This is a genomic window from Streptomyces sp. NPDC059649, assembly GCF_042734445.1.
Lineage (GTDB): Bacteria > Actinomycetota > Actinomycetes > Streptomycetales > Streptomycetaceae > Streptomyces.
Genome location: NZ_JBHWDV010000106.1, coordinates 1 through 10,746, shown reverse-complemented (window position 1 = coordinate 10,746; position 10,746 = coordinate 1). Strand labels below are relative to the sequence as shown.

The following is a 10,746-nucleotide window of genomic DNA, read 5'->3' as shown; positions in this document are numbered from 1 at the left end:
CACCGCGACCGCCGCGACCGCCGCGACCGCCGAGACCGCCGAGACCGCCGCGACCGCCGAGACCGCCGCGACCGCCGCGACCGCCGTCGCGACGGCGACGGCCGGCCGGCCCGGTCCGGCCGCGATGCCCGGTCCGCGGCGCACCACGGCCCGGCCGGGAAGGGACGCCGCCGCGCCCGCGCTCATCCGCGCACCCGCCGCAGCAGCGCGCCGGCGGTGCGCAGCAGGATCCGCAGGTCCTGCCCGGGAGACCAGCTGTCGATGTAGAGGTTGTCGAAGCGGGCCCGGTCCTCGACGGAGGTGTCGCCGCGCAGCCCGTGCACCTGCGCGAGCCCGGTCAGCCCGGCCGGCATCCGGTGCCGGGCCGCGTACTCGGGGTACTGCCGGCTGAACCGCTCCACGGAGGAGGGGCGTTCCGGGCGCGGTCCTACCAGGCTCATGTCGCCGCGCAGCACGTTCCACAGCTGCGGCAGCTCGTCCAGCGCGGTGCGCCGCAGCAGCCGGCCGACCCGGCTCGTCCGGCCGTCGTCGTCCGGCACCGTCGAGGTGGTCGCCGCGTCGTGGTCGGCGTCCGGGCGCAGGGTGCGGAACTTCAGCAGGGTGAACGGGCGTCCGCCGCGGCCGATCCGTTCCTCGCGGTGGAGCACGCCGGGGCCGTCGGCGAGCCGTGCGGCCAGCGCACAGCCCAGCAGCAGCGGGGCCGCGGCCAGCAGCGCCGGCCCGACGAGGGCCAGGTCCAGGGCCCGCTTCCGCCGGCCGCCGGGGCGCGGCGGGGTGGTGTCCAGCGGGCGGCAGGCGAAGCCCCACAGGTGGTCGGTGCCCGGTTCCGGCGGCCGGCCCTCCCGGCCGGCGGCGGCGCCGGCCAGCCAGATCGCCGAGCCCTGGTCGACGAAGCGGCGCAGCAGCGCGGTGGTGTGCGGATCGCCGTACGGCGGCACGGTGAACACCGCGTCCCGGACGGTGTTGCCGATGACGGACCGGGTGATGTCCTGGAAGGACGTCAGCCGGGGCAGCCGTTGGGCCGCGCCGCCCGTGGGCACCTCGGCCGGGCCGGGCACCACCGGGGCCGGCGGGACCAGCCCGACCGGGCGCATGCCGTACTCGGGGTGGGCCAGCAGCGCGGCAGCCAGCTGTCGGGCGGCCGGATCGGGGCCGACGATCAGGGTGGCGCGCGGCCGGCGGCGGGCCAGGTTGCGGCGCGCCCGGTGGACCATGGACCGGCCGCCGCACACCAGGAGGGAGTGCGCGCCCACCGTGACCGCCAGCGTGGCGAGCGGCAGCGCCTGCCCGGGCAGGACGGCGGCGAGCAGTCCGGCCGCCGCGCACCAGCTCACCAGGGCCCGGCCGAGCAGCGCGGGCAGTTCCTGGAGCACGCTCGGGGCCGGTCCGGGGCGGTAGAGCCCGGCCTGGGCATGGAGCAGCACCAGCGCCGGTACGAGGGCGCCGAGCACGACCGGCCGGACGCTCGGGCCCAGGGCCAACGGTGCCGCGGCCACGACGGCGAGCGCGTCGACGGCCACCAGCGGGACCGCCCTCCGCCGCCGGCCGCGGCCGGCCCGGGGCGGGGGCAGCGGCTGCCACTGCGGGCCGCGCGGCGGGCAGACCACGGGCGCCGCCGGGCGGGCCGCCGCGGCCGGCCGGACCCGGGCGGAGGGGTGCGCGTCCGCGCTCTCGGTCGTCATCGTCCGCTCCGCTCCGCGCGCTCCGGGCCGGACTCCCCGGTCGGGATCCGGCCCCGGACGGCCGGCCGGGCGGCCGGTCCGGTCTTGGCGCGGTGCCTTGGGACGAGGTCCGGGCCGAGCCGCCGGATCAGCCGGGCCGGCCGCCCGGTCTCGCCGGGCAGCGCCGGGACCCGCGTGCGGCGGGCCGGCCAGGGGGCCACTTCGGCGTCCGCCACCTCGGCGCCCGCCGCCGCGGCGTCCCGGAGCAGCGCGCCGCCGGGCGGTGCCGCCACCACGGTCCGCGGGCCGGCGGCGGCCTGGCCGCGCACCAGGTCGGCGACGACCCGGGCCACCCCGCCGTCGGCGGGCCGGGATACATGCCGGACCGTTGGCCGCTCACCGGAACTCAGCTCTTGCGCCGCCACGCACCGCTCCCCTGATCACCGGGCCGACAGAACTCTTTTCCGGCGGAACTCGCCGTGGAATTCCCGCAGCGCGCCGCTCAGCGTCGGGTATCGGTCCGGACGAAGAGCGCGCCGGGCGGATATCCCGGCCTGCGCGCGGAGAAGCGGAAAGTGAGCCGATCGCCGCCGGACCGCAGAGCGGGCCGGCGGCCGAATACCTCGGAATCCAGGCCGAGGGTATGGCGATCCAGGCCGAGGGCCCGGCGAGCGGCCGGCGGCCGCGCGGATTCCTGGCCGAATTCGGTGACGGTCGGGTTCCGCAGGTCCGTCCGGCCGCCCCACGCACCCGCCCGGGAGCGGTCGACGGCGACGTCGACCCGGGCCACCGTGCGGCCGCCCGCACCGCCGCTCCGCACCGGGCCGGTGACCTCGGCGTACGCCGTCCGGTAACGGCCGTCGGCCCCGGCGCCGCCCGTCCGGGCCGTCGCGCCTCCCCGAGCCGTGCCGCGGGTCGCCGCCGCGCAGGTCGGCGAGGAGTTGGCGGCCCGCGAGATGCCGCCGTGCCGGGTCACGTGGCGGCGCTCGGCGGAAGGAATGCGTGCGGATTCCCGGGGGGCGGCCGGCGCGGCCGCGGCCGAAGACAGGGCGGCCGGCAATGCCCATGCCGCCGGCGCGCATACGAGGCCGCGCCCGGTGCGGTCCGTCGACTTCCGCATGTCTTCCTCTCCGACTTCTATCAGTCAAACAGGAGAGCACTCTGACAGAAATCATGTTGGAAACCGCGGCAGGCACGCCCGGCTCGAAGCCGGTGATCCCGAACGGCGGAATGCCGCACTGAAATGGCGGAACGATCTTTATGCCAATAGGGTTAACACCCCCCGTCAGGGGTGGACGCCCGCATCTCAGACGTATTTCGTTCGTTGTGACCGGTGCCCCATTCGCGAACTGAAAGGAGAATGGGATGAAGCGGTTTATCACGACCGCCACGATGGCCACGGCCAGCTGCGCGCTGGTACTCAGCAGCGCGGGGATCGCGTCCGCCAGCGGGGACGGCCACAACGGCCACAACGGCCGTCACGGCCACCACCGCCACCACCACCGTGGCCACGACCATTACGAGCACCATGGTTTCGCCTACGGCCACCACGGCGGTGCCAACGCATACGGTGTCGCCGCGCACTCCCCGGGCATTCTGAGCGGCAACCTGATCCAGGTTCCGATCAACGTTCCGATCAACGTCTGCGGTAACACCATCAACCTTCCCGGGCTGCTGAACCCGGCGTTCGGGAACGTCTGCATCAACAGGTGACCCGCCCGCCGGTCCGAACGGACCTCGGACCGGCCCGGGTCGTGGTGTAGTCGGCGGACCTCCCGTGGCTCCGGTCTCGGGTGGTCCGCCACTCCACCCCCTCCACCCACTCCACCCACCCCACCCACCCCACTCCACCGTCCGCCCCGCCCCACCTGCGTCGGCGTCCTCGGGGGCACCGGCGATACTTGACCGCATGGCGAAGAGCAGGCGCGGGCGCGGCGGCGTGGAGACCGTCACCGAGACGGTGGACGGCGGGCTCGCCGAGCTGCGGCCCGACCGGGACCGGCCGCGCGGCTGGACCCTGCTCCTCGACGGCGCCCCGCAGTCCCATGTGGACCTCGACGACCCGCGGCGCCTGGACTTCTCGTACCAGCGGCGGCTCGGCCACATCGCCGACCTCGCCGGACCGCCCGGACAGCCGCTGCGCGTCCTCCACCTCGGCGGCGGCGCGCTGACCCTCGCCCGCTACGTCGCCGCGACCCGGCCGCGCTCCACCCAGCAGGCCGTGGAGATCGACACCCCGCTGGTGGAGTTCGTCCGCCGGCAGCTGCCGTGGGACCGCACCTGGCGGATACGGATACGCGGCGGCGACGCCCGCGCCGGCCTGGCCAAGGTCCCGGACGGCTGGGCCGACCTGGTCATCGCAGACGTCTTCCGCGGGGCCCGCACCCCCGCGCACCTGACCAGCGGCGAGTTCGTCGCGGACGTCCGCCGCGCGCTGCGGCCCGGCGGCCACTACGCGGCCAACCTCGCCGACGGCCCGCCGCTTTCGTTCCTGCGCGGCCAGATCGCCACCGTCCACACGGTCTTCCCCGAGCTCTGCCTGATCGCCGACCCCGCGGTGCTGCGCGGCAAGCGCTTCGGCAACGCCGTCCTGCTGGCCGCCGACAGCACGCTCCCGGTCGCCGAGCTGACCCGCCGCGCGGCCACCGACCCGCAGACCGGACGGGTCGAACACGGCCGGGCGCTGGCCGACTTCACCGGCGGCGCGGCCCCGGTCACCGACGCCACGGCCGTCGCGTCCCCGGCCCCGCCGGCCGGCACCTTCACCTGAGGGGGGCGTGCGGGCGGCGCCCGCCGGGACGGCTCATGTCGCGTTGTTGCTGGTCTCCACCGTCGGCGGATGGCCGTTCCAGGTGCAGATCACCGAGGTGTGCCCGCCGGCGCCGGTGAAGTCCACCCGGATCCACCCCTGCTGCTTCCACACCTGCATCTCCCAGCCGGAGTTCGGCGTCGCCGACACCAACTCGGCCGCGTAGCCGCCCAGATCGAAGACCACCCGGCCGCCCGAGGTGGCGTAGCTGCTGATCCGGCCGTCGGAGGTGTCGCCGGTGCCGCCCGGCGCCGTGGTGCGCGGGCGCCGCGAGCGGGTGCCACCGGTGTGCGAGGGGGTGGCGGACGGTTCGGTGGCGGACGGCCGGCGCGAGGGAGTGGCGGACGGCTTGGGGCGGTGCGTGGAGGAGGCGCGGGGCGCCCCGCCGCCGTCGGCCTTCGCCCCCGAGGAGGCCACCTGGTCGGAAAGGGGCAGGGCGCGCGGTGCGTCGTACGCGGTGCCGGACAGCACGGTGTGCACGCCGAACCACGACAGCGTGACCGCGGCGCCGGTCGCCAGCGTCCAGGCCGCCGCATGAACCAGTCCTCGTTGCATCCGGCTCATACTGCACCACCGGACACCCCCGTCGCAGCCCGCGAGAGCAGGCGGAACGAACCACTCCGGCGTCAACCTCCGGTAAAGGACCGTCACCCGATGGCGTACGGTGCCGCCCATGGCACGTGTGCTCGTGGTCGAGGACGACCAGTTCGTACGCTCGGCCCTCATCCGGCATCTGACCGAGGCGGCCCATACCGTACGCAGCGTAGGGACCGCCCTGGAGGCGCTGCGCGAGGTGGCGCAGGTCGGGTTCGACGTGGTCATCCTGGACCTCGGACTGCCCGACCTGGACGGGGGCGAGGCGCTGAAGATGCTGCGCGGCATCACCGACGTCCCGGTGATCATCGCCACCGCCCGGGACGACGAGGCCGACATCGTGCGGCTGCTGAACGACGGCGCCGACGACTACCTCACCAAACCGTTCTCCGTCGAGCACCTCTCGGCCCGGATGGCGGCCGTACTGCGCCGCTCCCGGGCCGGTGCGGCCGGCGCGGAACCCCCCTCACGAGTGATCCGGGTCGGCGGGCTGTCCATCGACCCGCTGCGCCGTCAGGCCACCCTGGACGACGCGCCGTTGGACCTCACCCGCCGGGAATTCGACCTGCTGGCGTTCCTCGCCGGCCGGCCCGGCGTCGTCGTCCCCCGCAAGGAACTGCTCGCCGAGGTCTGGCAGCAGTCCTACGGCGACGACCAGACCATCGACGTCCATCTGTCCTGGCTCCGCCGCAAACTGGGCGAAACCGCGGCGAAGCCCCGGTATCTGCACACCCTTCGGGGTGTCGGCGTGAAGCTGGAGCCACCGCAGTGAAGGGCCGCGCGCTATGAGATGGGCCCTGGTCAAGGTGGCACTGGCGGTCACCACGATGGTCGTGGTCGCGTTCGCCGTGCCCCTGGGACTCGTCGTCAAGGAGATGGCCAGCGACCGCGCCTACTCCAACGCCGAGCGGCAGGCCGCCACGATCGGCCCGGTGCTCGCCATCACCACCGACCGCACCCAGCTGGAACGGGCCGTGGCCAGCGCCGAGACCGGCGCCGGCGGCCGCATCGGGGTCCATGTCCCGGCGAGCGGTAAGAACGGCAAGCCCGCCGAAATAGGCACCCGGCGGGCCGCCCCCGCGGACGTGGCCGCCGCCGTCAAACTCGGCCGCGCCTCCATCTCCCCGGTCCCCGGCGGCACTTCGCTGCTCCAGCCGACCGCGGTGGCCTCCGGCATCGCCGTCGTCGAGGTCTTCGTCCCGGACGACGCGCTCACCAACGGCGTCACCACCTCCTGGGTCGTGCTGGCCGGCGTCGGGCTGGCGCTGGTCATCGGCTCGGTCGCGGTCGCCGACCGGCTCGGCACCCGGATGGTGCGTCCCGCCGAACGGCTCGCCGGCGCCGCCCACGACCTCGGCCACGGCCAGCTCGGCGTCCGCGTCCAGGAGGACGGCCCCAAGGAACTGCGGGCCGCGGCCACCGCGTTCAACTCCATGGCCGACCAGGTCGTCCAACTGCTCGCCAACGAACGCGAACTGGCCGCCGACCTCTCGCACCGGCTGCGCACCCCGCTCACCGTCCTCCGGCTCAACGCCGCCTCCCTCGGCGACACCCCGGCCGCCGAACAGACCCGCTCCGCCGTCGCCCAACTGGAGCGCGAGGTCGACCAGATCATCCGCACCGCCCGCGAACAGAAGGCGCACACCCAGCAGGCGGCGGCCGGCTGTGACGCCGCCGAGGTGATCCGCGAGCGGATGGCCTTCTGGTCCGCGCTCGCCGAGGACGAGGGGCGTACCGCCCGGGTCGCCGGCGCCGACCGCCCGGTCCGTGTCCCGGTCGCCCGCCCCGACCTCGCCGCCGCCCTCGACGCGATGCTCGGCAACGTCTTCCGGCACACCCCCGAGGGCACCGCCTTCGCCGTCGACGTCCACAACGCCGAGGACGCGGTGATCGTGCTGGTCTCGGACGCCGGTCCGGGCATCGCCGACCCCGAGGCGGCGCTGCGCCGCGGCCACGGCGGGGGCGGCGACGGCTCCACCGGCCTCGGCCTGGACATCGTGCGGCGGCTGGCCGAGTCCACCGGCGGCGACGTCCGCATCGGCCGCTCCGTCCTCGGCGGCACCGAGGTACGCGTCTGGCTGGCCCTGGACGGCGGGCGCGGCCCGGGCGCCACCCGCCGCGGCCACCGGCTGCGCCGCAGGCTGCGCCCCGGCGGCCGGCGGGCCGCGCGCACCGGCTCCTGAGCACCCGTCACCGGGCATAGGCCGGTGGTCTTAACCACCGCCTTCCGCTTCCTTAAGGCCGCCATAATTCCCCCAACGTCCGTACGGATCCCGGCATTTGTCCGTTTCGCTGTCGCTAGCGTGCGGAGCGCACCGACTTCCCCCGGTGCCCCGCACCCCCCACGTGACGACAGGCAGGACGAGATGAGTTCCTCCGCACACCGCCGGCGCAAGAGCCGCACCACCAAGCTGATCCTGACCGGCACGGCCGCCGCGGTCGCGGCCGGCGGCGCGTTCGCCGTCGCCGGCTCCGCGCTCGCCGACAAGGCCCCGCGCCCCACCGGCACCAAGGCAGCGGCCGGCTTCGCCCCGTACGTCGACACCTCCCTCTCGCCCGCCTACGACCTCGCCGGCACCGCGCAGAAGACCGGCGTGAAGAACTTCAACCTGGCCTTCATCACCTCCGGCGGCGGCTGTACGCCGAAGTGGGGCGGCATGGTGGACCTCGGCAGCGACCCGGTGGCGAAGCAGATACCCGCACTGCGCAAGGCCGGCGGCGACGTCCGGGTCTCCTTCGGCGGCGCCAACGGCTCCGAACTCGGCGTCGCCTGTACCTCCGCGGACGAGCTGGCCGCCGCGTACGGCAAGGTCATCGACCAGTTCAAGCTCACCCGGGTCGACTTCGACATCGAGGGCGGCGCGCTGCCCAACACCGCCGCCAACACCCGCCGCGCCCAGGCCGTCGCGCGCCTCCAGAAGAGCCACCCGGGCCTGGACGTCTCCTTCACCCTGCCGGTCATGCCCGAGGGCCTCACCCAGGACGGCGTGAACCTGGTCGCCGACGCCAAGAAGAACGGCGTGAAGATCTCCGCCGTCAACATCATGGCGATGGACTACGGCCCCTCCTACAGCGGCGACATGGGCACCTACGCCACCCAGGCCGCCACCGCCACCCAGGGCCAGCTCAAGAAGGCCCTCGGCCTCGGCGACGCGGCCGCCTGGAAGGCCGTCGCGGTGACCCCGATGATCGGCGTCAACGACGTCCAGACCGAGGTCTTCAAGACCGACGACGCCACCCAGCTGGTGAAGTTCGCCCGGAGCAAGCACCTGGGCTGGCTGTCGATGTGGTCCGCCACCCGCGACAAGGCCTGCGAGGGCGGCACGTCGCACTCCGCCCAGCCGACCTGCAGCTCCATCGAACAGCGCCCGCTGGACTTCACCAAGGCCTTCGGCGCCTACACCGGCTGACCCCCCACCGGCGGTCCGGCCCCCCAACCGAACCGGACCACCGTACCGAGGGGTGTCTCCTTGATCCCGCCGGGCTGACGGAGGAGACACCCCTCACGCGGGGCGCAGCGGGCCACCCCCCACCCGCTGTGCCCCGCCCCGTACCGCCTCCCGGAAGGCGATCGGGGTGCGGCCCGTCCGGCGCTGGAAGAACTTGCTGAAGTTGGTGGCGTCGGCGAAGCCCAGCCGGTCCGCGATCCGGGCCGCCGACTGGTCGCCGTGCGCCAGCAGCCGCTTGGCCTCCAGCACCACCCGGCGGTCGATGAACTCCTTCGCCCCGACCCCGGCGGTGGCCTCGGTGGCCCGGGACAGGGTGCGCGGCGCGTACCCCAGCGCCCGGGCGTAGTCGGCGACCCGGCGGCTGCGGGTGAACCCCCGCTCCACCGCGTCCCGGAACCGCAGATACGTCTCACCCGCCGGGCAGCTGCCCGCGTCGTCCCCGGCCGCCCCCTCCGGGTGCGCGGCCCGCAGCACCAGTACGGCCAGCAGATGCCGCAGCACCTCCCGATGGACCTCCAGCGGCAGCCCGCCCAGCGCCCCGAACTCCTGGTGCAGCTGGTCCATCGCCTCCGCCACCCGGCGCGCCGCCGCGCCCCGCGGATGCCGTACGGGCGGGCCGTACCAGTCCTCGATCCGGGCCGCGGCCGCGGTCGCCGGGTCCAGGAAGCCCGCCTCGAAGAGCACCAGCCGCCCCTGTGCGCCCGCCAGATCGCCGAAGTGCTGCACCTGACCGGGGCGCGACCACAGCAGATCGCCCGGGGTCAGCAGGTGGTCGCGGAAGTCGACGCTGTGCACCAGCCGGCCGCGGTCGAGCAGCAGCAGGTGGTGGAAGCCGGGCCGGTGCGGTGTGGCCAGCCGGCAGGCGTCCGCCCGGTCCCGCAGCTCGGCGAGGGTCAGCACCTCCACGCCCGACGGCCGCCCGGCCGGCGCGGAGAACGCCACCTCCCGGATCTCCGGAACCGGCTCCCCGCCTCCCTGTCGCTTTCTGACCATCCCCGGTCCCTTCGCTACCCCGGAAACCCCCGCTGGGCGGCCTAGCGTAGGAGACGTCAGCGGGACAGCTGACGGGAAACGGCAGTCCGCTTCCGGACCCACCGGCCACCCTGTACGACCGGCGCACCCGGTCACCTCGCACAGCTGGGAGATCCCCCATGTCCACGATCGCTCTCTACGGCGCCACCGGCACGATCGGCAGCCGCATCCTCGACGAGGCACTGCGGCGCGGTCACCAGGTCACCGCGGTCGTCCGCGATCCGGCGAAGCTCACCACCGGCCACCCGGCCCTGACCGTGACCACCGGGGACGTCCTCGACCCAGCCTCCGTCGCCGCGACCGCCGAGGGCAAGGACGTCGTGGTCAGCGCGGTCGGCGGCGGCGACGGCCCGGGGCACCTCGCCACGATCAGGCCCGCCGCCGAGTCCCTCGTCGCCGGGCTGCGCACCCTCGGCGCGGCGGCGCCCCGGCTGATCGCGGTCGGCGGCGCCGGCTCGCTCCGTACGCCCGACGGCAAGCAGGTCTGGGACGCCGAGGGCCTGCCGGAGTTCCTGCTGCAGATCATGCACGCGCACGGCGACGCGCTGGACCTCTACCGCTCGGTCTCCGACGTCCGCTGGACCAACCTCAGCCCGGCCGCCACCATCGCGCCCGGCGAGCGCACCGGCGGCTACCGCACCGCCACCGACGACCTGGTCACCGACGCGGAGGGCAGCAGCCGGATCTCCGCCGAGGACTACGCCGTCGCCCTCGTCGACGAGATCGAGCGGCCCCGGCACATCGGCGAGCGCTTCACCGTCGGCTACTGAGCGGAACCCCGCCCAGGCGCCCCGAATGCCCGCGCCCGGCAACACGAAGGCCCCCGACCAGAGGTCGGGGGCCTTTCAGTGGGGTGAGTAACGGGACTTGAACCCGCGACATCCTGGACCACAACCAGGTGCTCTACCAGCTGAGCTATACCCACCATGACCGGTGCTGTGTGGTTCTTTTTCCCCACCGGCTGAGAAAAAGTGTACAGGGTCTTCGGGGGTGCTCGCGCCCAGGTTTCCGGCCGGGGGAGCGTGGGCGTGTCTTCCGGGTCGTCACCGCGGCGGGGGGGCGGCACCCCCACAAACCCCCGGGGGGGTAAACACCTCTTGGCGGCCGGGGGGGGGGGCGGGGGGGCGGGCCGGCGGCGGGGGCGCCCGGGGGCGCGCGGGCGGGGGCCCCCCCCGGGCCATGCCCTAAGGGGGCCGATGGC

Annotated in this window: 11 protein-coding genes, 1 tRNA gene and 1 pseudogene; 6 read left to right on the top strand and 7 right to left on the bottom strand. The window is 74.9% G+C overall.

Annotated elements, in window-relative coordinates:
- The 4 genes from ACFV1J_RS39980 to ACFV1J_RS39965 all read right to left on the bottom strand — a co-directional run.
- A partial coding sequence (locus ACFV1J_RS39980; protein ID WP_385866866.1) for a hypothetical protein occupies positions 1 to 186 on the bottom strand: 186 nt, incomplete at its 3' end.
- Entirely contained in the window at positions 183 to 1,682 is a 1,500-nt protein-coding gene (locus ACFV1J_RS39975; RefSeq protein ID WP_385866864.1) for an exopolysaccharide biosynthesis polyprenyl glycosylphosphotransferase, read from the bottom strand. The genes ACFV1J_RS39975 and ACFV1J_RS39980, both read right to left, overlap by 4 nt.
- On the bottom strand, positions 1,679 to 2,086 hold the full coding sequence (locus tag ACFV1J_RS39970) for a glycosyltransferase (RefSeq protein ID WP_385866860.1): 408 nt from the start codon (positions 2,084 to 2,086) through the stop codon (positions 1,679 to 1,681). Before ACFV1J_RS39970 ends, ACFV1J_RS39975 begins: the two co-directional genes overlap by 4 nt.
- Before the next feature lie 77 nt (positions 2,087 to 2,163).
- On the bottom strand, positions 2,164 to 2,781 hold the full coding sequence (locus ACFV1J_RS39965) for a hypothetical protein (protein ID WP_385866858.1): 618 nt from the start codon (positions 2,779 to 2,781) through the stop codon (positions 2,164 to 2,166).
- Between the two features lie 245 nt (positions 2,782 to 3,026).
- On the opposite strand from ACFV1J_RS39965, the gene ACFV1J_RS39960 reads away from it, so the two are divergent.
- Both ACFV1J_RS39960 and ACFV1J_RS39955 read left to right on the top strand, forming a co-directional pair.
- The gene (locus ACFV1J_RS39960; protein WP_385866856.1) at positions 3,027 to 3,374 is read left to right on the top strand and encodes a chaplin; all 348 of its coding nucleotides are present in this window, start codon (positions 3,027 to 3,029) and stop codon (positions 3,372 to 3,374) included.
- A 196-nt stretch (positions 3,375 to 3,570) separates the two neighbouring features.
- A complete protein-coding gene (locus ACFV1J_RS39955; RefSeq protein WP_385866854.1) occupies positions 3,571 to 4,431 on the top strand; it encodes a spermidine synthase in 861 nt (286 codons plus the stop codon).
- A 33-nt stretch (positions 4,432 to 4,464) separates the two neighbouring features.
- Here ACFV1J_RS39955 and ACFV1J_RS39950 read toward each other — a convergent pair whose 3' ends face one another.
- Positions 4,465 to 5,034, bottom strand: a complete 570-nt coding sequence (locus ACFV1J_RS39950; protein ID WP_385866851.1) for a hypothetical protein — start codon at positions 5,032 to 5,034, stop codon at positions 4,465 to 4,467.
- A 109-nt stretch (positions 5,035 to 5,143) separates the two neighbouring features.
- Between ACFV1J_RS39950 and ACFV1J_RS39945 the strand changes: the two genes are divergently transcribed.
- From ACFV1J_RS39945 to ACFV1J_RS39935, 3 genes and pseudogenes are all read left to right on the top strand, one after another.
- Complete coding sequence (locus ACFV1J_RS39945) at positions 5,144 to 5,836, top strand: response regulator transcription factor (RefSeq protein WP_385866848.1); 693 nt, start codon at positions 5,144 to 5,146, stop codon at positions 5,834 to 5,836.
- A gap of 13 nt (positions 5,837 to 5,849) precedes the next feature.
- Positions 5,850 to 7,247: an ATP-binding protein gene (locus ACFV1J_RS39940; protein WP_385866847.1), complete on the top strand. Its 1,398-nt coding sequence runs from the start codon at positions 5,850 to 5,852 to the stop codon at positions 7,245 to 7,247.
- A 238-nt stretch (positions 7,248 to 7,485) separates the two neighbouring features.
- A pseudogene (locus tag ACFV1J_RS39935) lies at positions 7,486 to 8,474 on the top strand (chitinase); the annotation flags it as partial.
- 93 nt (positions 8,475 to 8,567) lie between these two features.
- Here ACFV1J_RS39935 and ACFV1J_RS39930 read toward each other — a convergent pair.
- Positions 8,568 to 9,506, bottom strand: a complete 939-nt coding sequence (locus ACFV1J_RS39930) for a helix-turn-helix domain-containing protein (RefSeq protein WP_385866844.1) — start codon at positions 9,504 to 9,506, stop codon at positions 8,568 to 8,570.
- A gap of 158 nt (positions 9,507 to 9,664) precedes the next feature.
- Here ACFV1J_RS39930 and ACFV1J_RS39925 point away from each other — a divergent pair, with 158 nt between their 5' ends.
- Positions 9,665 to 10,315, top strand: coding sequence for an NAD(P)-dependent oxidoreductase (locus ACFV1J_RS39925; protein ID WP_385866842.1), 651 nt, complete (start codon positions 9,665 to 9,667; stop codon positions 10,313 to 10,315).
- 79 nt (positions 10,316 to 10,394) lie between these two features.
- Here the strand turns inward: ACFV1J_RS39925 and ACFV1J_RS39920 are convergent.
- Positions 10,395 to 10,470, bottom strand: a tRNA-His gene (locus ACFV1J_RS39920).
- Positions 10,471 to 10,746: the final 276 nt, after the last annotated feature.

Bases quoted from the DNA above. Each gene is read 5' to 3' on its own strand.
- ACFV1J_RS39975 (WP_385866864.1), bottom strand. From the start codon at position 1,682: ATGACGACCGAGAGCGCGGACGCGCACCCCTCCGCCCGGGTCCGGCCG.
- ACFV1J_RS39965 (WP_385866858.1), bottom strand. From the start codon at position 2,781: ATGCGGAAGTCGACGGACCGCACCGGGCGCGGCCTCGTATGCGCGCCG.
- ACFV1J_RS39960 (WP_385866856.1), top strand. From the start codon at position 3,027: ATGAAGCGGTTTATCACGACCGCCACGATGGCCACGGCCAGCTGCGCG.
- ACFV1J_RS39955 (WP_385866854.1), top strand. From the start codon at position 3,571: ATGGCGAAGAGCAGGCGCGGGCGCGGCGGCGTGGAGACCGTCACCGAG.
- ACFV1J_RS39950 (WP_385866851.1), bottom strand. From the start codon at position 5,034: ATGAGCCGGATGCAACGAGGACTGGTTCATGCGGCGGCCTGGACGCTG.
- ACFV1J_RS39945 (WP_385866848.1), top strand. From the start codon at position 5,144: ATGGCACGTGTGCTCGTGGTCGAGGACGACCAGTTCGTACGCTCGGCC.
- ACFV1J_RS39940 (WP_385866847.1), top strand. From the start codon at position 5,850: ATGAGATGGGCCCTGGTCAAGGTGGCACTGGCGGTCACCACGATGGTC.
- ACFV1J_RS39930 (WP_385866844.1), bottom strand. From the start codon at position 9,506: ATGGTCAGAAAGCGACAGGGAGGCGGGGAGCCGGTTCCGGAGATCCGG.
- ACFV1J_RS39925 (WP_385866842.1), top strand. From the start codon at position 9,665: ATGTCCACGATCGCTCTCTACGGCGCCACCGGCACGATCGGCAGCCGC.